The 23,386-nt window shown below is 42.3% G+C and carries 23 protein-coding genes and 2 pseudogenes; 14 read left to right on the forward strand and 11 right to left on the reverse strand.

The genetic code is table 11. The features are described 5' to 3' along the window. The coding region (locus tag V7126_RS15530) for a DUF7021 domain-containing protein (RefSeq protein WP_438823804.1) at positions 1-247 on the reverse strand (247 nt) is incomplete at its 3' end. Positions 248-520: 273 nt separating this feature from the next. Further along, positions 521-1,909, reverse strand: a complete 1,389-nt coding sequence (locus V7126_RS15535; RefSeq protein WP_175075143.1) for a PLP-dependent aminotransferase family protein — start codon at positions 1,907-1,909, stop codon at positions 521-523. A 191-nt stretch (positions 1,910-2,100) separates the two neighbouring features. Here V7126_RS15535 and azlC point away from each other — a divergent pair, with 191 nt between their 5' ends. The 11 genes and pseudogenes from azlC to ppsA all read left to right on the forward strand — a co-directional run bounded on the left by azlC (position 2,101) and on the right by ppsA (position 11,479). Next, a complete protein-coding gene (gene azlC, locus V7126_RS15540) occupies positions 2,101-2,811 on the forward strand; it encodes an azaleucine resistance protein AzlC (RefSeq protein ID WP_046131410.1) in 711 nt (236 codons plus the stop codon). Beyond that, positions 2,808-3,140, forward strand: coding sequence for a branched-chain amino acid transporter permease (locus V7126_RS15545; protein ID WP_046131409.1), 333 nt, complete (start codon positions 2,808-2,810; stop codon positions 3,138-3,140). The genes azlC and V7126_RS15545 overlap by 4 nt, the downstream gene beginning before the upstream one ends. Before the next feature lie 30 nt (positions 3,141-3,170). Continuing rightward, positions 3,171-3,626 (forward strand): PaaI family thioesterase, encoded by a 456-nt coding sequence (locus V7126_RS15550; protein WP_175075144.1) that lies wholly within the window; start codon positions 3,171-3,173, stop codon positions 3,624-3,626. A gap of 533 nt (positions 3,627-4,159) precedes the next feature. Continuing rightward, positions 4,160-5,122 carry a helix-turn-helix transcriptional regulator gene (locus V7126_RS15555; RefSeq protein WP_175075145.1) on the forward strand — a complete coding sequence of 321 codons (963 nt, stop codon included), beginning with the start codon at positions 4,160-4,162 and terminating at the stop codon, positions 5,120-5,122. 75 nt (positions 5,123-5,197) lie between these two features. Then, positions 5,198-5,830, forward strand: a complete 633-nt coding sequence (locus tag V7126_RS15560; protein WP_175075146.1) for a type 1 glutamine amidotransferase family protein — start codon at positions 5,198-5,200, stop codon at positions 5,828-5,830. Positions 5,831-5,981: 151 nt separating this feature from the next. Further along, entirely contained in the window at positions 5,982-6,107 is a 126-nt protein-coding gene (locus tag V7126_RS24105; protein ID WP_082094117.1) for a beta-ketoacyl synthase N-terminal-like domain-containing protein, read from the forward strand. Next, a pseudogene (locus tag V7126_RS15565) lies at positions 6,092-6,439 on the forward strand (hypothetical protein); the annotation flags it as partial. The gene V7126_RS24105 and the pseudogene V7126_RS15565, both read left to right, overlap by 16 nt. A gap of 197 nt (positions 6,440-6,636) precedes the next feature. Next, a pseudogene (locus V7126_RS15570) lies at positions 6,637-6,983 on the forward strand (ArsR/SmtB family transcription factor). A 27-nt stretch (positions 6,984-7,010) separates the two neighbouring features. Continuing rightward, positions 7,011-8,072 carry an ACR3 family arsenite efflux transporter gene (gene arsB, locus V7126_RS15575; protein ID WP_046131404.1) on the forward strand — a complete coding sequence of 354 codons (1,062 nt, stop codon included), beginning with the start codon at positions 7,011-7,013 and terminating at the stop codon, positions 8,070-8,072. A gap of 8 nt (positions 8,073-8,080) precedes the next feature. Further along, positions 8,081-8,521, forward strand: coding sequence for an arsenate reductase (thioredoxin) (gene arsC, locus V7126_RS15580; protein ID WP_335497704.1), 441 nt, complete (start codon positions 8,081-8,083; stop codon positions 8,519-8,521). A 345-nt stretch (positions 8,522-8,866) separates the two neighbouring features. Continuing rightward, positions 8,867-11,479 (forward strand): phosphoenolpyruvate synthase, encoded by a 2,613-nt coding sequence (gene ppsA, locus V7126_RS15585; protein WP_175075148.1) that lies wholly within the window; start codon positions 8,867-8,869, stop codon positions 11,477-11,479. A gap of 381 nt (positions 11,480-11,860) precedes the next feature. Here ppsA and V7126_RS15590 read toward each other — a convergent pair whose 3' ends face one another. From V7126_RS15590 to V7126_RS15610, 5 genes are all read right to left on the reverse strand, one after another. Further along, entirely contained in the window at positions 11,861-12,112 is a 252-nt protein-coding gene (locus V7126_RS15590) for a hypothetical protein (RefSeq protein ID WP_046131402.1), read from the reverse strand. A 208-nt stretch (positions 12,113-12,320) separates the two neighbouring features. After that, a complete protein-coding gene (locus V7126_RS15595; protein ID WP_046131401.1) occupies positions 12,321-12,827 on the reverse strand; it encodes a GNAT family N-acetyltransferase in 507 nt (168 codons plus the stop codon). A gap of 25 nt (positions 12,828-12,852) precedes the next feature. Further along, complete coding sequence (locus tag V7126_RS15600) at positions 12,853-13,113, reverse strand: YnfE family protein (RefSeq protein ID WP_046131400.1); 261 nt, start codon at positions 13,111-13,113, stop codon at positions 12,853-12,855. A 133-nt stretch (positions 13,114-13,246) separates the two neighbouring features. Continuing rightward, entirely contained in the window at positions 13,247-14,797 is a 1,551-nt protein-coding gene (locus tag V7126_RS15605; protein WP_175075149.1) for a cellulase family glycosylhydrolase, read from the reverse strand. Positions 14,798-15,193: 396 nt separating this feature from the next. Continuing rightward, positions 15,194-15,565 (reverse strand): DUF1360 domain-containing protein, encoded by a 372-nt coding sequence (locus tag V7126_RS15610; protein ID WP_046131398.1) that lies wholly within the window; start codon positions 15,563-15,565, stop codon positions 15,194-15,196. Positions 15,566-15,734: 169 nt separating this feature from the next. Between V7126_RS15610 and ric the strand changes: the two genes are divergently transcribed. After that, complete coding sequence (gene ric, locus V7126_RS15615; RefSeq protein ID WP_046131397.1) at positions 15,735-16,448, forward strand: iron-sulfur cluster repair di-iron protein; 714 nt, start codon at positions 15,735-15,737, stop codon at positions 16,446-16,448. A 259-nt stretch (positions 16,449-16,707) separates the two neighbouring features. On the opposite strand, the gene V7126_RS15620 is transcribed toward ric, so the two are convergent. From V7126_RS15620 to V7126_RS15630, 3 genes are all read right to left on the reverse strand, one after another. Continuing rightward, positions 16,708-19,062: a nitric-oxide reductase large subunit gene (locus V7126_RS15620; protein ID WP_175075150.1), complete on the reverse strand. Its 2,355-nt coding sequence runs from the start codon at positions 19,060-19,062 to the stop codon at positions 16,708-16,710. Positions 19,063-19,204: 142 nt separating this feature from the next. Continuing rightward, positions 19,205-19,873 carry a Crp/Fnr family transcriptional regulator gene (locus tag V7126_RS15625; protein ID WP_175075151.1) on the reverse strand — a complete coding sequence of 223 codons (669 nt, stop codon included), beginning with the start codon at positions 19,871-19,873 and terminating at the stop codon, positions 19,205-19,207. Between the two features lie 41 nt (positions 19,874-19,914). Beyond that, a complete protein-coding gene (locus V7126_RS15630) occupies positions 19,915-20,232 on the reverse strand; it encodes a DUF2164 domain-containing protein (protein ID WP_231947465.1) in 318 nt (105 codons plus the stop codon). Positions 20,233-20,371: 139 nt separating this feature from the next. On the opposite strand from V7126_RS15630, the gene V7126_RS15635 reads away from it, so the two are divergent. Further along, the gene (locus tag V7126_RS15635) at positions 20,372-21,559 is read left to right on the forward strand and encodes a nitrate/nitrite transporter (protein WP_046131394.1); all 1,188 of its coding nucleotides are present in this window, start codon (positions 20,372-20,374) and stop codon (positions 21,557-21,559) included. A 164-nt stretch (positions 21,560-21,723) separates the two neighbouring features. Further along, complete coding sequence (locus V7126_RS15640; protein WP_046131393.1) at positions 21,724-22,437, forward strand: Crp/Fnr family transcriptional regulator; 714 nt, start codon at positions 21,724-21,726, stop codon at positions 22,435-22,437. A 93-nt stretch (positions 22,438-22,530) separates the two neighbouring features. On the opposite strand, the gene V7126_RS15645 is transcribed toward V7126_RS15640, so the two are convergent. Further along, positions 22,531-23,253: a YwiC-like family protein gene (locus V7126_RS15645; protein WP_046131392.1), complete on the reverse strand. Its 723-nt coding sequence runs from the start codon at positions 23,251-23,253 to the stop codon at positions 22,531-22,533. Positions 23,254-23,386: the final 133 nt, after the last annotated feature.

The following is a 23,386-nucleotide window of genomic DNA, read 5'->3' on the forward strand; positions in this document are numbered from 1 at the left end:
CCAATATATCTTTCGTTTTGTTCCATTCGTCATCATCGGCAAGCCATTTTAACTGCAGCTCTTCCTGAACAGCAGACTTGCTGCCGCTGAGCTCTTTCCAAGCAATCAACGGCATGGAGGCATTCCACATTACATCGTCGTTCGCTCTCAATGCTCCAATACCGGATGGACCGGTGACTGCGGCCACCTCAACCACTTCGTTCTTAAATCGCCTTTCAAACCGTTTCTTTTGACTCGATATCCCCATACTGTCTTCCTCCTGATTCACTATGTATATCTGTAAATATTGTGTATCGTGGATCTGCATTTCTTTGCTTATATTCGGACTGGAAGAACCAATCCAATTATACCAAAAACAGCTGGGAAAAAGAATCAATTTCCTCATTTCTCTTTCTCCGGCAACATAAAAAACACAACCAAAATCTCAATTTGGCCGTGTCCGGTCACTTTTTGTCTATACCTCTTGATGTTCTAGTATTGGATCATCTAATTTCGCCGCTTTCTGAGTTTATTTCTCGTATCAGCCGAGATACTGTTTCAGTATGTCCAGCCCCATTTTCAACTCATCTAATGAGTTTGTAGAAGAAAGCCCAATGCGCAAATACTTTTCGCGTGAAGTCTGCCCGCTGAGAAAACGGTCAGAATGAAAAACCCGAATGCCGCGCATTTTCAAATCCTCTTCCAACTGAGATGAATCAGCATTCTTTTCAATAGAAAGCCAGCGGTAAAAACTAAGGGGATGTTCACCAGGCTTATTCGGAGAAAAATACTCTGCGTAAATCTCATTTGCAGACTGTACAAGCCGTTTCTTTTGCGACACAATTTCATGAGCCTTGCCTGATAGAATCAGCTCCGTGACGACCTCCGCATCTAACGAGGACGTTTTGACATTGACGTTGAAAATGCTCTGTAAAATATTCTGGCGGAAGGCATCCCCATACACCATATAGGCGACTCTTAATCCGGAGCATATGGACTTGGAAGTGCTGCAAATATATACGCTCTGGTCCGGAAGCAAATTGAACATCGGCTGCTGATAATCGGAGATAATACCTGCCGTCAGAAATGCATGGATATCATCCTCGATCAAAATCAAATGATGCTTGCGGATAACCGCCGCTAATTCATGTTTTCGAAAATCTGAAATCATGATTGTTGTGGGATTACAGCAAGAAGGCATCAGAAAAACCCCGTGTATTTTTGTTTGGCAGCACTGTTTTTCAAGTTCATCCGGCAGCATCCCAAACTGGTCTCCGGGAATGGGGACCAACTGTACATGGAGCATTTTTGCCAACTCAATAAAGTTTGAATAGGTGTATAAATCGGTTGCAATCCGATTACCAGGCTCAAACAGTGCCGTCAATGCAATGGCCAGCGCATTTTGAGCCCCGGAAACAATCGCCATATGCTCTTGGTCTGCCTGAATACCGAAAGACTCCATCCAATTTAACCCTGCCGTTTTTTGATGCGGAATTCCTGTCGGATCATTGTAATTTAAAAGCTTATCCAAATAGCTTTTCTCCGCAACCTTTTGCATAAGCTCCGATACGATTCCGTTGGTTTGTTCAAAAGAGGCTACAAATCCAAGATCAATAAGATTTGTGATGTTATCCGCGGAGATGGTAATAGAACGGGCTGCATTGGGAGATACAAAGGTTCCGCTTCCGGTGATTGCATAAATCAAACCCTTGAACCCGCACAATTTGTAGGCACGGGTAACCGTGGTAAAGTTTAAGTCGAGAAAATCCGCCAATTCCCGCTGTGGTGGCAGCTTTGTCCCGGGCGCCAAGAAGCCGTTTACAATATCCTGTTCAAGCAGCTCCGCAATCGAATAATAATAAGGACGCTTTAACGCTTTTTTATCAGGTTTCCAAGACATTGGATAATGATCAAATGAATTTACCGGCATATTGCACCTCTTAGATCGTATTCCATACAATCATATCATTTATTGTATGGAATTTTATAATTGATCAGCTCCCATTTCAAAGATTGATTTTGAACAAAAGAATTGTAATCCATACAATTCTTTTGTTCATTGTATGGATTTTGTGTGTTAAATTTGTATGGAATAAAGTTTCAGCTAAGGATGTGGATCATATGAAAAAAAGAAATCAAATATGGATTGCTTGCCGCGCGGCTTTTCCACATACGCTTCCGATTTTGGCGGGCTTTGTATTTTTGGGGATTGCCTACGGAATCTATATGAATTCATTAGGGTTCAGCGCCATTTATCCAATCATCATGAGCTTTGCCATTTTTGCAGGCTCAATGGAATTTGTCGCAGCCAATTTTTTGCTTGGGGCGTTCAACCCGCTGAACGCTCTTTTCTTAACTTTAATGGTGAACGCACGCCATTTGTTTTATGGCATTTCTATGCTGGATAAGTATAGGGGAACCGGTAAGAAAAAGTTTTATCTGATTTACGGGATGTGCGACGAGTCTTTTTCTATCAATTGTACCGCCCATATTCCGAAGAATGTAGACAAGGGCTGGTTTATGTTCTTCGTGACACTGCTTAATCATTCTTATTGGGTCATAGGAGCGGCGATCGGCGGCATTTTCGGATCTCTCGTCAAGTTCAACACAGAAGGGCTCGATTTTGTGATGACCGCTCTTTTTGTTGTGATTTTTATTGAACAGTGGATGAAAGAGAAACGGCACTTTAGTGCCCTCGCAGGACTTGGACTTTCGGCAGCAAGCCTTATGATTTTTGGCGGAAACAACTTCATGATTCCTGCCATGCTTGCGATTCTGGGAGTGCTTACCGCTTTTAGAAAACCATTGGAGAAAGTTGAGGTTGCCGCATGACAATGAGTGTAACGCAGCAAATGATCACGATTGCTATGGTTGTGCTAGGCACAATGCTGACAAGGTTTCTTCCATTTATGATTTTCCCATCGGGCAAACCGACGCCGAAGTATATACAATATCTCGGCAAAGCGCTGCCATCGGCGGTCATCGGGCTTTTGGTCATTTATTGTTTTAAGGATGTGAGTTTACTTTCCGGCAGCCGCGGCATCCCTGAATTTATTGCAGTAGCGGCAGTTGCGCTGCTTCACTTTTGGAAGAAAAATATGCTCCTTTCCATAGCAGGGGGAACGATCATCTACATGATGTTAGTGCAATGGGTTTTTTAATTCCGCTTTTATTCGAAGGAGGAGCCGGCAATGAAGAAGAAAATTGACGAGGTCAACATTTACGAAAAACACTATCAACAAATTTATAAACATGTAAAGAACGATCCGTATGCACAATCGCTGGGAATTCAGCTGACAACATTTGAAGCAGGCTTTGCGGAAGCAATGCTTGAAGTAAGAAGCCATATGGTAAATGCATATGGGACTGTTCACGGGGCAGTGCTATACGCATTAGCAGATCATGCTTTTTCGGCAGCGTGCAATGCATACGGAAAAACATCATTAGGACTCTCGACAACCATCCAGTTTATTGAATCAGCTAAACCAGGGGACAAGATCGTTGCCCGCGCGACAGAAATCAAGCGAAACTTCCGCACAGGTTTTTATCGAATCGACATCTTACACGGCGAAAATCTGATCGCAACCATGGAGGCAGTGTCTTATCGCAAGAATCATTATTTTATTGAACTTGATGAAACTGATTAACTTGTCTTAGGGATAGTCAATGCAGGTTTCTTAGTACCCGGAGCCGCCCAAATCCCTCAACTCAAGAACCATGACATCGTCGATTCTATATATAACTTGCAAGATAGAGGGCTTAAACCAAGATCATAAAACCTCCTAAATATTAAAACTTTCAATTCTATAATAGTCTTTTTAGCGTCGAAGTCGTTCCTTTATATCAAGTAAATGACCCTGCTTTTTTAATGGGATCAACGGGTAAGGGGGGAGCGACTTGTCTTACTGATGGCATGCTTTGAAGTATTCGTCAATACAGGAGATCAAATTAACTAAGGAAGAATAAAAAAAAGCATTAGAATGAACTGGCTCTCAATGCTTTTAGTGACACAACTGCAGATATTGTGGAGTCCGTAACAAGCATGACAGGAAGATATTCTTGTTGATGTACCAAGTTTCACTCGTTCCTGAAGCTTCAGGTGAAAGAAGAATTGCATTCTAAAAATTGAGGAAGTTCGTTTAAATCTGGAATTAAACATTTAAACAAGAGGTAAATTTATATGCCTAAAATGGACAATATGCTAGCAATCCTATGGATGCTTAGTTCAGGTGAAAAAATTACTGCAAAACAAATTTCAGAAAAGTTAGAAATAAATATAAGGACTGTATATCGTTATATTGATACACTTTCAACAAGTGGTGTACCTATCATTTCAGACCCGGGACATAACGGCGGGTACACTTTATTGCATAATTTTATTAAAGCTCCTCTTTTTTTTGATGTTGAGGAGCAAATCTCACTATTTCACGCTGCTGTTTTTGCAGAAGAAGCCGGATATTATGGAGGAGAAGCACTAAATAGGGCTGTTTCAAAGCTGAGTAAATATTCAAATCAAGAGCAGAAAACAAAGATAAACCAACATTTAATCAGTCTTGAAGTAATAAGTCGATTAAGTTCCTTCTCGATGGAACCTTTCTTAAAGGAGTTGGAGCTGGCCGTAGCTGGCGGATACTCTGTAAAAATTCTATACCATAAAAGTGGCGAAGAGCAATCAAGTAATAGATTGGTTGATCCGTACAGAATGATTTATTGGAATCATAAGTGGTATGTGATTGGATTTTGTCATCTTAGAAAGGATATCCGCAGTTTTAGAGTAGATCGAATTGAAAGTCTAAAGCTAACCGAAAATAAGTTTAACCGGCCAGAGAAATTTTCAGCACGTGACTTTTTTATGAAAAACCTCCTTCCGACAATAGAAGATAAGGAAGGGATTATCCCTTTGGTTATTAACGGGAATACAAGAGCGTTGGATGATATTTGCCAACATTGGTTTTTAGGACATTATTTGCAAGAAAGGTCTTCAAACCAAGCTGTATTTCTTCTTGAAAAAAATATGATACATACATATGTACCTCATTTACTTTTACCGTACGGTAAATCAATTCGAGTTATTGAGCCAATAAGTCTTAAGAAAAGACTTATCGAAGTTCTGTCGGAATTAATAAAATTTCATCAAGCATGATAACTTCCCTGACGTTAACTGTCAGGGAAGTTATATTATGATGGGCTATATCAATTGTGATCGGAGAGTGATTGGATGCAAACAAAAAAAGTGTACCTTTATGTATTTCATACAATGTCAGACTGGGAATATGGATATTTAATTGCTGAACTGAAATCAGGAAGATATTTCAAAAAAAGTTTAGCCCCTTTAAAAGTAGTTACAGTAGGAGCTAATAAAGAAATGATTACTACGATGGGAGGACTGAACATAACGCCAGATATTTCCCTTGATGAGTGTACTCTTGAGAGTAAAGATCTTTTCATTTTGCCTGGAGGGAATACTTGGGGAGAAGGTATTCATCAACCTATCTTGAAAAAAATCGGCGAAGCTTTAAAGCTTGGCACTATTGTTGCTGCAATTTGCGGTGCAACTGAGGGCCTCGCGAATATTGGATACCTAGATTCCAGAAAACATACCAGCAATAGCTTAGAATATATTAAAATGGTCTGTCCTCATTATAAAGGAGAAAAATTTTATGAGATGGGGCCTGCAGTATCTGACGAGAATTTGGTTACAGCATCAGGAGTAGCTCCTCTGGAATTTGCGAAAGAAGTACTGAAAATATTAGATGTGTTTGCACCAGATACATTAGATTCATGGTATAACCTGAATAAAACTCATCAACCTGAATACTTTTTTCAGCTAATGAATTCAATAAATGGATGAGCTAAAAAATCAACATAATGACCAAGCTTTAGACGATGTCAAAGCAGGCTGCCGATGTTCTCGGCAGTCTTTTTTGATTTCCACCTAAATTATCCAGAAATTTCACAAAATAAAAAATCCTTTTTTTAGGTTTTGGGGCCATGTTGTTTTTATGAAAGGACCGGCGATCACCATTGATACGGCTTGCTCTTCATCCCTCGTTGCTGTTCATATGGCGTGTAAATCTTTGCTTACAGGTGATTGCGAAATGGCGATCGCCGGCATAGAGAAATATTAACCATTCCTTCGATAAAAGATAAAATTAGAGGCTACCTGGCATACCATAATCAACTGATCAATTCCGGTGCCATCAACGCCAACATTCATCACTTGTTATGCGGCGATATGACCGAAAGAGGGTGGACGCGCTCTACCGCTCACAATTATCTGGAATATGAATTAAAGGGAGACCATGTTACGATCTTTGATCCTCAATATATTGAGGAGAACGTAAATACGATTTGGTCTATTGTGAAAAGCATTAAAGAGCGACACCAAGATGAACTTGCATTTCATGAACAACTGTCATTGGCAACCTCTGAGAGAGACAAAAAATTTGATAGAGGATAAGGTTTACTAGTAATTTTTTGATCAACGTTTGCCGAAGAAAAAAAGCTTGTCGATAAAGTCCAGATAAACGGCTTCGTCGATAAGCTTTTTTGTTAAAGAAGCAGTTGATCGCCTATGACTTTACATAACATCAATTGCTTCCGCTCAATATATAAGTATATAATTATATAACAATATCCAAACTGGAGGAGCATCAAGTGAATAGAACAATTGTAGAGACGGATAAGGCGGCAGAAGTATTAAAATTGCTCGGGGATAAAACACGCTTAACGATGGCGGCTATTCTAAAACAGCGTGAATGTTGTGTTTGTGAATTTCTCGAAGTGTTTACCATGAGTCAGCCGTCATTAGCCAACATCTTCGCAAACTCAGGAATGCAGGATTATTGAATGAAGAGAAAAGAGGGCAGTGGGTTTACTATTCTTTAAATCCGAAAAGCGAATTTTTCGAATTAATTGATGAGCTGTTAAAACATTTACCAGACCAAACAGAACAAATCAAAAAAATAAATGCAAGCAAGGTTACAGCTCGTTGTGACTGCTAATAACAGTGGAGAAGGGGGCTTGAGAAAATGAGTCATACAGAAAAAAAGCGATTGTCTTTTCTTGACCGCTATTTAACACTTTGGATTTTCCTTGCCATGGCGATCGGAATAGGCACAGGGTTTGTTTTTCCCAGCTTCGCAGACGGACTAAACCGTTGGCAAATAGGAACAACATCTATACCACTTGCGATCGGCTTAATTTTGATGATGTATCCTCCTCTTGCCAAAGTGCGCTATGAAGAGATGGGAAGAGTTTTTACAGATATCAAAATCCTTTTGTTATCGCTTGTACAAAACTGGATTATCGGCCCGATTCTCATGTTCTTATTAGCCATTGTATTTTTGCCTGATAAACCAGAGTATATGGTTGGACTCATTATGATTGGTTTAGCCCGTTGTATTGCCATGGTTATTGTGTGGAATGATCTAGCAAAAGGCGACGCTCAATACGCGGCAGGGTTGGTTGCTTTTAACTCTGTTTTCCAGGTACTGTTTTTTTCAGTTTATGCTTATATCTTTGTAACTGTCATTCCAGAACGGCTTGGTATTGAAGGCGCAATCGTTGATATTACAATGGGCGAAGTCGCAAAATCTGTATTTATTTACTTAGGTATTCCGTTTATTGCTGGAATGTTAACACGCTTAATACTTGTTAAAGCAAAGGGCAGACAATGGTATGAAAAAGTATTCATTCCGAAAATCAGCCCGGTTACGCTTATCGCTTTGCTGTTTACCATTGTCGTAATGTTCTCATTAAAGGGAGATATGGTGATAAGCTTGCCGCTAGATGTAGTCCGGGTTGCGATTCCGTTACTCATTTACTTTGTCGTGATGTTTTTTGTTTCGTTCTACTTAGGAAAGAAATTCGGGTCAAACTATGGGGTTGCCGCAACATTAGCCTTTACAGCAGGCAGTAATAACTTTGAATTAGCAATTGCGGTGGCTGTCGGTGTATTCGGCATTCACTCGGGTGCTGCGTTTGCAGCGGTTATCGGCCCTTTAGTTGAAGTGCCGGTTATGATCGGATTGGTGAACGTTGCTCTTTGGCTGCGCAAGAAATACTATGGTTCAAATGTCAAAGCACAATGAGCGAAAGGTTGGATGAAAAAAATGAGCAAAGAAAAAAAGACGATTTACTTTTCTTGTGTACAGGGAATTCTTGTCGAAGTCAAATGGCAGAAGGGTTTGGCAAAAAATATTTAGGCGATGAATACAATGTATATTCCGCTGGAATTGAAGCCCATGGTTTAAATCCGAATGCCGTAAAAGCAATGAAGGAAGCAGGAATAGATATTTCAAACCAAACTTCAGATATGATTGATCCTCAAATTTTAAACAAGGCTGATTTTGTCGTTACATTATGTGGCGATGCCAACGATAAATGCCCAATAACGCCCCCGCACGTCAAACGTGATCATTGGGGATTCGATGATCCAGCCAAAGCAGCAGGAACTGAAAAAGAGAAATGGGCTGTATTCCAGCGGGTTCGGGATCAAATTGAAGAAAGAATCAAGCGGTTTGCGATCGCGGGAAAATAAAAAAATGAAGGCCCTTCTGTTTTGAAGGGCCTTTCATTTGGTTTTACAACAACTTTTCCATTGCCATCACATCAACATTCTGTCCATTTCGAAAGTAATATTGAAGCAGTCTTTTTTCCGCTTGTCGGCTCGAACCAGGTTTTGCTGTGACTAATGATAGCGCGAAATTAAAAAAGAACCTGGACGTTTTTACCAGGTTCTTTTTATATTGCACGAAAACAGACACGATGATATAATAAGATTACGTTTGTTTTCCGTAAAATAGCATAAGTATCCTATCTTACATTTTAATTGTACCATGCCGGAAAGCTCTTGTCAAATTTTTTTTCGAAGGAGAGATGGAGAATGAGTTCTTTGGTTCTCGGTTTTCACGAAATGGAAAAAACACAGCTTTTGCTCGTTGGGGGAAAGGGGTTACATTTAGGGGAATTATCAAAAATTCAAGGAATACAAGTGCCAGAAGGATTTTGTGTCACAACAGCAGGATATCAAAAAGCAATCAAACAAAATGAAACGTTCCAAACGTTGTTGGATCAACTGACCAAGCTAAAAGTGGAAGATCGGGATCAAATTGGTGAAATCAGCAGGAAGATTCGAAAAACCATTATGGAAGTAGAAATTCCTTCCGATGTTGTGAAAACAGTTGTTCACTATCTCTCCCAGTTTGGCGATGAACATGCTTATGCCGTGCGTTCTAGTGCGACTGCTGAAGATTTGCCGCATGCCTCTTTTGCCGGTCAACAAGACACCTATTTAAATGTCATCGGCAAAAAAGCAATTTTGCAGCACATCAGCAAATGTTGGGCATCCCTATTTACGGACCGCGCGGTCATCTACCGTATGCAAAATGGATTTGACCACAGTCAAGTTTATATATCCGTTATCATCCAAAAGATGATTTTCCCGCAGGCTTCAGGGATTTTATTTACCGCTGATCCCGTTACTTCCAACCGAAAGCTGCTATCCATCGATGCCGGTTTTGGACTTGGAGAAGCGCTGGTCTCCGGCTTGGTATCTGCCGATTGTTATAAAGTACAGAAAGGGGAAATCGTCGAGAAGAGGATCGCAACCAAAAAATTGGCGGTCTATGGACGAAAAGAAGGCGGAACGGAGACAAAGCAGATCGATCCCGATCAGCAAAAGACGCAAACACTTACTGACCGGCAAATTTTACAACTGGCACGCATCGGAAGACAAATCGAATCTTATTTCGGCCAGCCGCAAGATATCGAATGGTGTTTGGCCGATGATACATTTTATATTGTCCAGAGCCGGCCGATCACAACTTTATACCCGATCCCTGAAGCGGATGATCAGGAAAATCACGTTTATGTATCTGTTGGTCACCAACAAATGATGACAGCCCCCATGAAACCATTGGGATTGTCTTTTTGGCTATTAACGACTTCAGCAAACATGCGCATAGCTGGCGGAAGGTTGTTTGTTGATGTTGCACCTCTGCTGGCTTCACCTGCCAGCAGAGAAACTATATTAAAACTTGGACAATCCGATCCGCTCATAAAAGACGCACTCGTGACCGTGCTAGAGCGAGGAGATTTTATAAAAAAGTTACCAAATGATGAAAAAGAAATGGGCCCCGGTAAAAACACAAAAAGTATGCCGCCTGCGGATTATCAAACATTAAAAGACTACGATCCGACAATCGTTTCTGATTTGATTAAACGCAGTCAAACATCGATAGAAGAGTTAAAACAAAAAATCCAAACAAAATCAGGAACGGATCTGTTTGATTTTATTCTGGAAGATATCCAGCAATTAAAGAAGAGTTTATCTGATCCACAAAGCTTTGGTGTAATTATGACAGCCATGAATGCTTCATCATGGATCAACGAAAAAATGAACGAGTGGTTAGGTGAAAAAAACGCAGCAGATGCGCTTTCTCAATCTGTACCAAACAATATTACTTCAGAAATGGGCTTGGCGCTACTCAATGTCGCAGATGTGATTCGTCCTTTTCCAGAGGTAATTGATTACTTACAACATGTAAAAGATGATAACTTTTTGGATGAATTGGCTAAGTTGGACGGCGGACGCGAAACCCGAGACGCGATCTATGATTATCTCAGCAAATACGGAATGCGTTGTCCCGGAGAAATCGATATTACGAAAACCCGATGGAGCGAAAAACCAATTACACTTGTCCCGCTGATTCTGGGTAACATCAAAAACTTTGAACCTAATGAAAGCCATCGGAAATTTGAACAAGGGCGGCGTGCGGCTTTGCAAAAAGAACAAGAAATAGTAGAGCGATTGAAGCAATTGCCGGATGGTGAGCAAAAAGCCAAAGAAACTAAACGAATGATCGGCCTCATCAGGAATTTCATAGGCTATCGGGAATATCCAAAATACGGCATGATTCATCGCTACTTCGTTTATAAGCAGGCTTTACTGAAAGAAGCCGAAAAACTCGAACAAGCGGACGTTATTCTCGAAAAAGAAGATATATACTATCTCACTTTTGAAGAACTTCACGAAGCCGTACGCACAAATACAGTAGATTACCAGATCATCAGCAAACGTAAAGACGAGTACAAATTATACGAAAAACTAACTCCACCGCGCGTTATCACGTCTGATGGCGAAATCATTGCAGGTGAGTACAAACGAGAGAATCTCCCGGACGAAGCTATTGCAGGTCTTCCTGTTTCTTCCGGAGTGATAGAGGGACGAGCGCGTGTCATCTTAAACATGGAAGATGCTGACCTGGAAGATGGGGATATTTTGGTCACCGCCTTTACGGATCCCAGCTGGACACCATTGTTTGTATCCATCAAAGGCCTGGTCACCGAAGTCGGCGGCCTGATGACCCATGGAGCAGTTATCGCACGTGAATACGGCTTGCCAGCCGTTGTCGGAGTAGAGAATGCTACCAAACTGATAAAAGATGGACAACGAATTCGCGTGCATGGAACCGAAGGCTATATCGAAATATTATAATGGCTGTCTATTGCACATAAAAGCCTTATTAACAAAATCAACAAATATCACTCATAAAAAGAACTCTCCGGATTCGGAGAGTTCTTACATTTTTATCCGCATGTTTGCGCGTGGTGTCAGCTGCACTGGTATTACAGCGGCTGGAGAAGAAAACGAGAACACCAAAACGATTAGTAAGATGGGTAACACATGAGAAAACGGCGCAATTGTCAACAAAACAGAACAGTAAGATCAATTTGACCTCTCTTTTCAAATCTCATTCTAGTTTACATAATATATATTCTCGGAAGTTAAACTTGTAAGAGAAATTCCGTCTCGAAATATTAAGTATACTAGAAAATTGAGACGGAATTTCAAAATTTAGAATGAATTACGATTTAATTACTTATATACGTAGCAAGTTCCATCAATAACTGTTACACATGTATATGTTCTAGAATAAGATTTGCCGTTACTGTCTCTAAAGAAAACAGTTACAGTGCCGTTGCCGTTCCACTGGAATTGATATGCATCTGGATATTTGTCCCGAATCGGAGTTAAATCCGGTGCTGCACTTGCAGGTAATCCGGATACTAACAAAGCCCCGGCAACTGCCAAAGCTCCCACTGCTTTTTTGAATTTGCTTTTAAACATAACACACATCCCCTTTTCGTTTTTTACCTATTAAATGCTTGTCCATTTAATAGACACCTTGATATTACCACTGCGAGGATGAAAAATTTGTCATATTGTGTAGGATTGAGAAAAAATTCAAAAATTAAACATATTTTTACATTTAATTAATAAACGATCTGTTTATGAGTTCTTCATCTTGCAATCGGTGAAAAGCCAATTTGATATTTTATTTTCCCGCCGCATACACAACAATTTCTTTCCCCCATTTACGTATATGTTTTTCCGGCGTCATGCCGATCCGTTCGGCAACTTTTCTGGAAGCCAGATTGTTAACGTCGATTAAAGACACGAGTTTTTGAACGTTCATGTTTTTAAATCCGTACCGTTTACATGCTGCGGCGGCTTCAGTTGCGTAGCCGTTTCCCCAGACGCGCCTTGCAAACGAATAGCCGAGTTCCATTTCGCGGACGCCTTCGACTTCCTGCGGAACGATGCCGCATTGTCCCAAAAATTCGCCCGTTTCTTTATGCTCGACGATCCAAAGCCCTGTGCCGTGTTTTGCGTAATTGTTTAGCATCTTAGCGATCCATTCGATCGTTTGCTTTTCATCTTTTGTCGACGGATAGTATTCCATTGCGATTGGATCAGAAAAAATCTCCAGCAAATTGCAAACGTCTTTTTTTGTCATGTTTCGCAATGTGAGCCTCTCAGTCGTTAAAACGATGTCTTTCATCGGTTTTCCTCTCCTTAGAAGTTGCTTATGACGGAGAAATCAGTTCATTATAAACCGTTTCCAATTCTTCTAATGAAATATCCCCGTATGTGCACTTGATCACCGCATCGGCGAATTCGTCGTAGTCGTCATCTGTAGAAAAGCCTTGCTGCAGCTTTTTCGCGTAAGCGTCGATTTGTTCCTTTTGTTTTCGAACGTCTTTTTCCTTACCCGGATAATCCGGTCCGTTGATCAAGCTGCTGTTTTCTTTGACCAGCAGCATGTACTGTTTTAACGTTTCATTCATTTTCCTGGTCACCCGTCCTTTCTATTCTAATGTTCCTGTTTTGCTCCGCCCGTATCCCCTTTTACAAAAATCTTCCTCTATCATACCACATGCCGGACTGAAAAAACGGACACCATATCGGTGTCCGTTAGACTTATTTAGGCTCTGTTCCCCAAATCAGCTTGCCGTTTTCATACAATGTGATTTTTTTAGTATTTTTAAAAGTGGTTGTTGAGTTTGTAAAGGAATAATCGCCGTTTTGTGCGTAATTGCTCCAGCCGTCATTGTGAAGGCGGATCTGGATTTCCCCGGTACTTGCTCCCGGTGAGAGCGTTCCGTTTTTAAAACCGAGTTCAAGATACGTATCTGCGCCCTTTACGGATTTCGCTAATTTCACGAATTTGTGAGAAATGTTGCTGCAGCCGATTTGAGCGTAGTCGCAGTCGAAATTTTGTCCTTTGCCGTTCGCTTTATACCAGTAGCGGACCGTCACTTTCTTTAAATCAACCGTTTTTTTGCTGTTGTTTTTAATGTTGAGCTGCGGGCGGATTTGGTTGCCGTTCACATTCCCGTCCCCCGCTCTGTATTGTACAGCGACGCTGTTTCCCTGTTTGCCGCTGTTTTGATCAGAGTTTCCTTTGTCTTTTGAATCAGAGTTATCTTTGTCCTTTGAGCCGGAATCAGGGCTGTCTTGTGAGCCGGAGTTATCTTGAGAGCTCCGGATATTCTCCCTTACGAATTTTCCTGAGGCAGATAAGTCAGACAGCTTCCACCCTCCTGTTTTAGACGCTCCAGGATTTAAAGCGGCGGATGATTCCTGTTTGTCGGAAAGGCTCCAGTTGACCCAGCTGATTTTCTTGCTGTTTAGATATGTCAGCCATTCCCGAGACTGGTCAAGGTATACTCCTCCGTTTCCGGAAGCGTCGCTTGTCCCCCATTCGGTAACGAAAATCGGAGCGCCTTTGCTCAGTGCATAATTCGCTTTATCTCTTAAAGATTGGCCGTGTGTTCCTGCGTAAAAGTGAAGCGAATACATGACATTGGCGTCTTTCAATTGATTATCTGCTGCATCGTTGACATCCTGGCTCCACGTTCCTGTTCCGACGATGATGATGTTATCCGGATCGTTTTTGCGGATCACTGAAATCACTTCTTCCGCATACGGCTTGATATCGCGGTTCCAGTTTACATCACCGTTCGGTTCGTTGGCGATTTCATAAATGACGTTCGGCGTATTTCCGTAAAGGCTCGACATTTCTTTGAAAAACTCTTTAGCCTTTGCTTTATTTTGATTCGGGTTGCCGTCGCTTAAAATATGCCAGTCGATGATGACATAGATGCCGAGTTCTTTTGCCGCTTCAACAGCTTCTTTGACTTTGTTTTTAACGGACGGATTATCGATGTAGCCGCCCTCACCCGTGTACATGGCTGCACGGAAGACATTGATGCCCCAGTCATCTCTTAGCCATTTTAAGCTCGATTTATTGACATAATCACCGTACCACTGCAAACCGTGCGAGCTGATCCCTTTCAATTGGACCGCTTTTCCGCTTTGATTGACGAGCTGAGTACCTTTAATCTTAAGCTGGCCGTTTGCGGCAACCGGCGTTTTGGAAGCGGCTGCTGCCGCTGGCGCCATTGCTCCGCTGAAAACGAGCGCTATTATCGCAAAACATGCAATAATTGAACGTTTGACATGTTGCATTCTTTTCCCTCCAAAATGAAAATTTTAAAAGTATGCCGTTTTACGGGTGCTTCTCCCTCCTTTTCACGTTTATGGCACGATCCTGATTCTAAAAATCTTTTCGTTAATCGTCCATCAACCATATTGCTTGTTTTTAAGGTCTTGAAAATCTATCAATTTCCTCTTTTCGTATTGATGAGGAGGGCAGAATGCTATTTTAATGTAACGTTCAACACGAAACGAACAGGACTTCCCACATTTATTTTCTATATATTCTTAATTTTATGAATACAGTTCAGGATACTTCATTGAATGAAAAAACGATTTTTAGGAATAAAGCTCCAAAAAATCGCCATGTTTTTCACCTATATTTTGTGACGCTTTAAAGACAAAAAATAAAATCAACCTGCTACAACGTTATTTCTTTACGTCAGCTAAAAATCCGATGAGCTTCGTTCCGATTCCGACAAATGTTTCAAGGATCGCCTGTGCGCCCGCTATCGACAAAATAAAAATGACCGGGGTGCTCGCTTTCGGAATGAGCAGATAGCCGAGACCGATGATAATGGCGCACCAAATCCCTGCGCACCAATAGCAATTCAGCAAATAGCCGACGTTTGATTTGGGTACTTTTTTCACGTCGACATGGCCTTTTTCATCGATGATTTTCTTGTTCTTCATAAACGGCTTTCGGATAAACTCTGTGATTTTGTCAAAGACAATCAAATGGGTTAACCGATAGCTGGCGAGAATCAGCATCACATACGTAAGCCACGATATATCCTCCATCCTGAGCCTCCAATTATACGAAAGTGTCTATGTTTAGGTATTCCCGATTCTTCTTGACTTATTGCGCTTTATGCGATTTTTTCGGAATGTGATGTAGATCACGAATTTCTCTTTGTAATCGCGATACATTTAACCTGGAACATCATTATAAGCATCAGGAGGTTTTATAATGGATACAATCTTTGATCAAACAACGAAAACCGGTGATATTGTTGCGCGTTTTCCAAGAGCCAGCCGGCTGTTAAAGGAATATCGAATTGATTTTTGCTGCGGCGGGAACCGTCCGATCGCAGAAGCCATTAAAGAACAAAATTTAAACGCTGAAGAAGTATTATCAAAAATCAATGCACTATACCAGGAGACGAAAGAGTTAAATGAAAAAGAAACAAATTGGAACGAAGCCTCCTATTCCCGGTTGATTGATTATGTGGTTCAGACCCACCATGCTTATTTGTTTGAAGTGCTTCCTGAACTGTCAGGCTTTGTCACAAAGGTATACCGCGTCCACGGCACCCATCATCCGGAGCTGGCCAAAGTTCACCAATTGTTTCATCAGCTCAAGGCTGAATTGGAGCACCATTTGATTCAGGAGGAAGAACAGATCTTTCCGAAAATCAAATCTTACGAAGAAACAAAGTCAGAAGCGCACTTAGCTGAAGCAGTAAAGGCGATCGATGTGCTTGAACAAGAGCATGAGGCCTGCGGAAATATTTTGAAAGAGCTCAGAAAAGCAACCAATGACTATTCCCTTCCTGAAGGGGCCTGCACGACATATACACTGACTTACTTAAAACTCGATGAATTGGAAACAGACATTTTTCAGCACATTCATTTAGAAAATAATATTTTGTTCCCTCGTTTAGAGGCCGAAGCAAAGCAATAGAAAAGAAAAGTCTATTATGGGGGAAGCACTTGCTCTGTCACATTCTGTTTTCCCCTAAATCTTGTAGTAGCGAAGCCCATGCAGCTGTTTTACATCTGCAAAGCTTCGCTCTATTATTTTGTCTGGCTTTTTTTTAATCTTCTCCTTATGTTCCTCTTGAGACAAATTCTTTTTGATCATCGTATTGAAACTTACACTTTGGATCATTTAGAAAAAACAAAAGCTGCCGAGAAAATCTCGACAGCTTGATCAAGGTTTTTTAATCCTCTGACGCAATGTCTTTTACAGGCAATGCTTCTCCTTCCCGATGCGTCGGCTTGCGGAGATGGAACAATGCCTTGATGCTGAAAATCAGAAGCAGCACAATACCGATCAAAAAGACGGTATCTGGAACAGCACGCCATGTAAGCAGCGTCTGAACTGCGTCCTGCTGCAAAAACTCGGGCGCCCTTGAGCTCCAATATCCTTCTTCAAATGCTTTTTTCAATTGAAGAAAGCCGACCGGAAGCAAGCTGATAAAGACCATTCCGAACAAGCCGATGTTCAGTGTCCAGCATGCGATTTTCAGCCATTTATCATTCCATGCACGAGGTTTGACGATATTGCGCAATGTGTACAGCCAAACGGCAATAGCGAACATACCGTATACTCCCATCATCGCCCCGTGTCCGTGGGCAGGCGTTAAAAACTGGCCGTGTTCAAAATAGCTTACGGCAGGAAGGTTGATTAAAAAGCCCAATACGCCTGCACCGACCAGATTCCATATGGCCGTAGAAATTAAAAACCAGAATGTTGCTTTATAAGGGAAATGATGCCCCCCATCCCTCATCATCTTGTATTGTTCATAAGCTTCCAGGACGAGCAGTGTAAGCGGAATAACCTCTAAGCAGGAGAAAACCGAACCGAGCCCGATCCATATTTCTGATGAGCCGTTGTAATAATAATGGTGTCCGATTCCGATTACACCGCTTCCCAACAGCAATATCAGCTGAAAGTAAAGCGCTCTGACGGTTGACTTTTTCGTCACCAAATTCATCTGTACCAGCAAAAAGCCGATGACAACGACGGCAAACACTTCAAAGATCCCTTCCACCCATAAGTGGATGATCCACCAACGCCAAAAATCGGACATCGTGATGCTTGTACCGGGGTTGAACATAAAGGCGGCGCCGTAAAACAGAGGTATGGCGATTGATGAATAAAACAGCAAATGAATCAAACCGCCTTTATCCGTCTCTTTTTTAAGGCCGCGCTTAATGCCCCTGAAGACGATAAACAGCCAAATCAGCATGCCCAGTGCGAGTATGATCTGCCAGAATCGGCCCAGTTCAATATATTCCATTCCTTGATGGCCGAATAAAAACCAATTGTTCCCCAAATAGCCTTTCGCACCGAGCCATTCTCCGACGATCGAGCCGCCGACAAGAAAGATCAGCGCCCAGAACAAAATATCGACGAGTAAACCTTGTCTTTTCGGCTCCCTGCCGCCGACAAGCGGAGCCGCAAAAATTCCCATGCCAAGCCATGAGGTCGCAATCCAAAAGATTGCAAGCTGCAAGTGGTACCCTTTGGCGATGCTAAATGGAAGCAGATTTCTGATCCAATCGATGCCAAAGAAGCTGTCAGGCTCGATATAATAGTGGGCAAGCAATGCCCCCAGCATGGCCTGAACAAAGAACAGCAGGGAAACAACGGCAAAATACTTCCCTGTTTTGACTTGCGATAAAGTGAGCGGCTGCTTCTCCAAATCAAAGGCCGGGAATTTCCCTTCTTGATAAGCCTCCTTCATTCCAAGCTTGTAGCGGTAAAACACAAATAAGATGATGCCGACAAATAAAATAAGAATCGTAACGCTGGCGCCGCTCCACCACACCGCGGCAAATGACATCGTATTGCCGGCTTCTTCATCATACGGCCAGTTGTTTGTATAGGTGATGTCATCCCCGGGCCTCAATGTGCTGGACAGCCAGGCCGTCCAAAAGATAAAATCAGAAACCTGTTTGATCTGATCCCCGCCCGAAATCCAAGCTCTGTTGCGGTCAGGCATATGGCTTTCCTTGATCAAACCAGACTCAAGCCCCCAGCCATCGCCTTTTGTAAATACTTTGCGGTAATGAGTGCGCACTTTTTCGAGTCCGTAGACTTGGGCCTGAGTCAGCTGTAATGTGTCGGAATCTTTGTTATAGCGGTTTTTTCTCATTTCACTGATCACTTTACTGCGGATCACAGACTGCTTTTCATCGGAAAGCTTTTCAAAGCGTTTTCCATATTGCTCCTGCGCTTTAAAGTCCTGCATCCCTTTTGTATAAATGTTCAGGGCTTCTGCCGTATAATCGGGCCCCATGTAAGATCCGTGGCCCAAAATGGTCCCGTAATCCATGAGCGCATATTTTTGAAAGACGGCCTGTCCACCCTTGATCGACGATTTTGTCATCAGCACCTCGCCGTTTGGAGCGGACACTTCAAGCGGTCTTGGCGCAAGCCCCTTGAAGATCCAATATCCTCCCAATAACAACACCGAAAAACTTGCAATCAGCGTAAAAACGAGAACCGATTTCAAAAATCCGTTTTTTGCCGGCTTCTTGTTTGGCACCGTCTCCCTTTGAACTTCCATCTGATTCACTCCTTTCTTATTTGCATGTCCTAAGATACTGGATATGCATCACACCGGTTGTGAACCAGATCACTTAAATGATGGCAGATTTGTGAATTAAAAAAACAGGCTTTCCATTGAAAAAGGAGAGCCTGTTTTTTATTTATTCACAGCCGTTCAGCCATTCCTGATCATGTATCATAATGCCGCTTCTGTCGGAGGAAAGCAGTTTTTTCTTTTTCATTTCATTAAGGGTCCTGTTAATTGTTTCCCTTGATGTTCCGACCATATTCGCAAAGTCCTGATTGGTAATCGGCAGATTAATATAAATGCCTTCTCCTTTTTTGACCCCGTGTTCATCTGCCAGCTTCTTTAAAGCGTGAGTCAGGCGGTGCTGGACGTCTTTTGAAATAAATCCTTGAATGCGTTCCTGCAGATCAAGGATTTTTTTTCCCATGATTTGCATGACTTTCATTGTCATCTCCGGGTATTTCATGAGCAGTTCATTAAAATCGTCAATGCGGATGACGATCAATTCGGTTTCTTGGACTGCTTCAGCCGTTGCCGGATATGGGGAGCGGTCAAAAAAACCGACGTGCGGAAACATATCTCCGCTTTGTAAAAGCGAAATCACTTGTTCATTGCCTTCTTCATCAATCTTATAGGTTTTCACAAGTCCTGATTTGACGAAAAAAACGGCTTCCCGCTCTTCCCCTTCCATAAACACAAACACTCGCGGCTGATATTTCCGCTTTATCGCAATCTGTTCGATTTGGCTGAATTCTTCGCCATTCAAACCGCTGAAAATCAGAAACTGTTTCAGAAACTCCATTTAAACCTTCAATCCCTTCAGGCATTTTGCCAGGTCTTCCTTTAAATGCGCCTTTCAAGCGCAAAAAGCTCCTCTTCCATCGCTGCCGCTTTTTCTTCAACAACCCTGCGGCTGTCTTTAAGCGCCTGATTATAAAAGTAGGGGCCCAGCTTTTCCTTTATGAATTCAAACGTCTGAATCGCCGCAATATCGCCGATTTCCTCCCCTCTTTCTTCATAATAAAAACGCTTGATCTCACTCATGACTGCTTGTTTTTCTTCTTGTGTCAGCTGTAAAAGCATAAATCGCACTCCTTTTATTTTCATGATAAACGAAAATGTTAAATCAATGAACGAATATTTTTTGTAGAACCAATTCATTCTTTTGCCCCCGCCTCTTAAACATCAATCAATCCGATTGCCGTGTGATGTTGTTCACAATGTTTGTTGAAGACTTTTTGTAAGATAAACATGCTAATGAAATATTACATTTTTCCCTTTTGAAAGGAGCAAAGCCGTCATGGTAAATCGTCAAAAATTGCAGTTGCCGCTGCAGTCATTTAGTTTGGTGGCAGGATTTATGGCTTGGGTGTTGATTTCATCTTTAATGCCTCATATTAAAAAGGATATTCCCCTGACTGAAGGCGAGATTTCCCTGGTTACCGCTATCCCGGTCATACTTGGGTCGCTGCTTCGGATACCGCTTGGGTACTATACAAACAAATTTGGGGCGCGATTAACGTTCATGATCAGTTTTTTGCTGCTCCTGTTCCCGATTTTTTGGATCAGTGCAGCTGATTCATTGTCCGATTTAGTCATCGGCGGATTTTTCCTGGGGATCAGCGGAGCGGTCTTCTCGATCGGAGTAACATCTTTGCCAAAGTATTATCCGAAAGAAAAACACGGTTTTATCAATGGGATTTATGGAGCCGGAAACATTGGAACGGCAATTACCACGTTTGCCGCTCCCGTTATCGCCAAAACCGCGGGGTGGCCGAATACGGTTCGAATGTATCTGATCCTGGTCGCTGCATTTGCTTTGCTGAACTTTTTATTTGGAGACAAGAAAGAACCGAGGGTTACAGTTTCGGTAAAAGAGCAAATGAAAGCCGTCTATCAAAATCAAAAACTATGGTTTTTAAGTCTGTTTTACTTTATCACATTCGGTTCTTTTGTGGCGTTCACAGTCTACCTTCCGAACTTTCTTGTGAACCACTTCGGACTTGATCCGGTTGATTCAGGCCTCAGAACCGCCGGCTTTATCGCCGTCGCGACTTTTCTCAGACCTGTCGGGGGATGGCTTGGAGATAAGTTCAACCCGCTGAAGCTCTTAATGTATGTTTTCGCAGGCTGTACGCTGTCCGGAATTTTACTGGCCTTCTCGCCGAATCTAGGACTCTACGGATTCGGGGTACTGACAGTCGCCGTATGCGCCGGAATCGGAAACGGAGTCGTCTTCAAATTAGTGCCGCTTTATTTTTCGAAACAAGCCGGAATCGTCAATGGCATCGTTTCGGCAATGGGCGGTTTAGGCGGATTCTTCCCGCCGCTCATCCTGTCAAGCGTCTTTCAGGCGACAGGCCATTATGCGATCGGATTCATGGCTTTGTCTGAAGCGGCCCTTGCCAGCTTTGTCATCGTGGCATGGATGTATTTTCAGGAATCGGGGAAAACATCGTCAAGGACAGACACACGCGATGTCCAATAAGCGCACTTCATACGAAAGACCTGAGACTATTGCTCTCAGGTTCTTTTTCTGTGACAATCGGATTATGTTCACAAGATTGTTATTACTTTCGAGACCGTTCAGGCTTATTTAACGGTACAATAAAACTGTTTTCATATGATTTTCTTTAAAAGGGGTGACGCTCGATGAATGTGACTGTTCGAAAATCTGATACAGATCTGCTTTCCGCTGACTTGTACCGGTTATTGGAATCGATCAGCACCAAAAGAAAAATCCGACAAAATACTTATCTTTTTCAAGAAGGTATGGATGCAGAAGAGCTGTATCTCATTCAGTCAGGGCTCGTCCAAATTGGCAAATTGACGTCCGACGGAAAAGAACTGACACTAAGAATGTGCAAAAAGAATGATATTGTAGGAGAGCTGACGCTTTTCACTGATGAAGCAAAATATATGCTGAGCGCAAAGATCCTCTCAGACGGCGAAGTAATGGTCATTAAAAAAGATAAACTCGAAAAAGAACTGATTCAAAACGGTGCGATGACTTTTGAATTTATGAAATGGATGAGTACTCATTTGCGCAAGATTCAATCGAAAATCCGCGATCTCCTGCTCAATGGGAAAAAAGGCGCGCTGTATTCAACGCTGATCCGCCTCGCGAACAGCTACGGCATTACGAGGAGTGACGGCATTCTCATTAACATCGTGCTGACAAACCAGGATTTGGCGAAATTTTGCGCGGCTGCAAGAGAAAGCATCAACCGGATGCTGAGTGACCTGCGGAAAAGCGGCGTCATCTCGATTGAAGAATCCGGAAAAATCGTCATCCACAAGCTGAACTACTTAAAACGCGAAATTGACTGCGAAAACTGCCCGATTGAAATATGCAACATCGACTAAAAGGGAAAACAGGGCCCCGGCTTGGAAACGGCCCGGTTGACTGCTTCCTTTGCGGCAAACGGAAACAAGGACAAGAACCGTCCTTGTTTTTATTTATGTGTTCAGCAAAAAGGCGCCTATCGCGAACATAAAAAAACAGGCATTCAGCAACTCAAGGATGCCGATTTTCTTAACTGTAAGCTTTTTGCCGTATAAATACCATGCCCTCAAGCTGCTCGGAATAAAAGCAATAACCGCCCAGCCCGCTCCAAAAGCCAAAGATAAAAAAGGCAGTGCAGCATGATAGCCCCATGAATAATATTGAAACCGCTTGTTTTTCTTCTCGCGGATCATCGATTTTACGTAAAAGGCGCTACCGACAAAAAACAAAATCGACTGGAAGAAAACGAACCATGCGCAGCCGTCGAGATGTTCCGCCCCTGCCCAATATCCGAGAAGCCCCCCGGATGCAAAAACGATGATCGCTGCGACATCATTCAGGAGCGCCCTGTCATTGTTTCCTTTCGCATAGTAAAGGTTGACGAGAAAAAGCGGAAACAGAGACAATCCGACCCAGGCAAGCTCAGGAAGCGTCCATACTGCGGCCAGCAGGAAAAGCAAGGCCGGTATGCTGTAGACAGCCGCCCATTTTTGATAGAAAGCGGTCTTTTTCTTTTTCACCATCATCGTGACGGGAAAAGCGGCAAGGTACAGAAACAGCCAGCCGGCAAACAGCGGGATATGCCGCATATGCATTCCCCCGCCGATCACTCCGAGGAGAAAAGGAATCACAAGCATTGCCCAGGCGCCATGCTGTTTTGGTATCAACATTTTCATAAAAAGTCCTCCCTTCCTTCTCTTCCATTATAAAAACTTTATGCCTGCCAGAGAGTGACATTTTTCATACAAGTGTGAATTATATCACTGCCTTTTTCTGGCTGCCGCTCTATACTGTAGCTACCTACATAGA

The sequence above is a fragment of the Bacillus sp. JJ675 genome (genome assembly GCF_036963165.1).
In the GTDB taxonomy this organism is placed as follows: domain Bacteria; phylum Bacillota; class Bacilli; order Bacillales; family Bacillaceae; genus Bacillus; species Bacillus glycinifermentans.

Bases quoted from the DNA above. Each gene is read 5' to 3' on its own strand.
- V7126_RS15535 (WP_175075143.1), bottom strand. From the start codon at position 1,909: ATGCCGGTAAATTCATTTGATCATTATCCAATGTCTTGGAAACCTGAT.
- azlC (WP_046131410.1), top strand. From the start codon at position 2,101: ATGAAAAAAAGAAATCAAATATGGATTGCTTGCCGCGCGGCTTTTCCA.
- V7126_RS15545 (WP_046131409.1), top strand. From the start codon at position 2,808: ATGACAATGAGTGTAACGCAGCAAATGATCACGATTGCTATGGTTGTG.
- V7126_RS15550 (WP_175075144.1), top strand. From the start codon at position 3,171: ATGAAGAAGAAAATTGACGAGGTCAACATTTACGAAAAACACTATCAA.
- V7126_RS15555 (WP_175075145.1), top strand. From the start codon at position 4,160: ATGCCTAAAATGGACAATATGCTAGCAATCCTATGGATGCTTAGTTCA.
- V7126_RS15560 (WP_175075146.1), top strand. From the start codon at position 5,198: ATGCAAACAAAAAAAGTGTACCTTTATGTATTTCATACAATGTCAGAC.
- V7126_RS24105 (WP_082094117.1), top strand. From the start codon at position 5,982: ATGAAAGGACCGGCGATCACCATTGATACGGCTTGCTCTTCATCCCTC.
- arsB (WP_046131404.1), top strand. From the start codon at position 7,011: ATGAGTCATACAGAAAAAAAGCGATTGTCTTTTCTTGACCGCTATTTA.
- ppsA (WP_175075148.1), top strand. From the start codon at position 8,867: ATGAGTTCTTTGGTTCTCGGTTTTCACGAAATGGAAAAAACACAGCTT.
- V7126_RS15590 (WP_046131402.1), bottom strand. From the start codon at position 12,112: ATGTTTAAAAGCAAATTCAAAAAAGCAGTGGGAGCTTTGGCAGTTGCC.
- V7126_RS15595 (WP_046131401.1), bottom strand. From the start codon at position 12,827: ATGAAAGACATCGTTTTAACGACTGAGAGGCTCACATTGCGAAACATG.
- V7126_RS15600 (WP_046131400.1), bottom strand. From the start codon at position 13,113: ATGAATGAAACGTTAAAACAGTACATGCTGCTGGTCAAAGAAAACAGC.
- V7126_RS15605 (WP_175075149.1), bottom strand. From the start codon at position 14,797: ATGCAACATGTCAAACGTTCAATTATTGCATGTTTTGCGATAATAGCG.
- V7126_RS15610 (WP_046131398.1), bottom strand. From the start codon at position 15,565: ATGGAGGATATATCGTGGCTTACGTATGTGATGCTGATTCTCGCCAGC.
- ric (WP_046131397.1), top strand. From the start codon at position 15,735: ATGGATACAATCTTTGATCAAACAACGAAAACCGGTGATATTGTTGCG.
- V7126_RS15620 (WP_175075150.1), bottom strand. From the start codon at position 19,062: ATGGAAGTTCAAAGGGAGACGGTGCCAAACAAGAAGCCGGCAAAAAAC.
- V7126_RS15625 (WP_175075151.1), bottom strand. From the start codon at position 19,873: ATGGAGTTTCTGAAACAGTTTCTGATTTTCAGCGGTTTGAATGGCGAA.
- V7126_RS15630 (WP_231947465.1), bottom strand. From the start codon at position 20,232: ATGAATTGGTTCTACAAAAAATATTCGTTCATTGATTTAACATTTTCG.
- V7126_RS15635 (WP_046131394.1), top strand. From the start codon at position 20,372: ATGGTAAATCGTCAAAAATTGCAGTTGCCGCTGCAGTCATTTAGTTTG.
- V7126_RS15640 (WP_046131393.1), top strand. From the start codon at position 21,724: ATGAATGTGACTGTTCGAAAATCTGATACAGATCTGCTTTCCGCTGAC.
- V7126_RS15645 (WP_046131392.1), bottom strand. From the start codon at position 23,253: ATGAAAATGTTGATACCAAAACAGCATGGCGCCTGGGCAATGCTTGTG.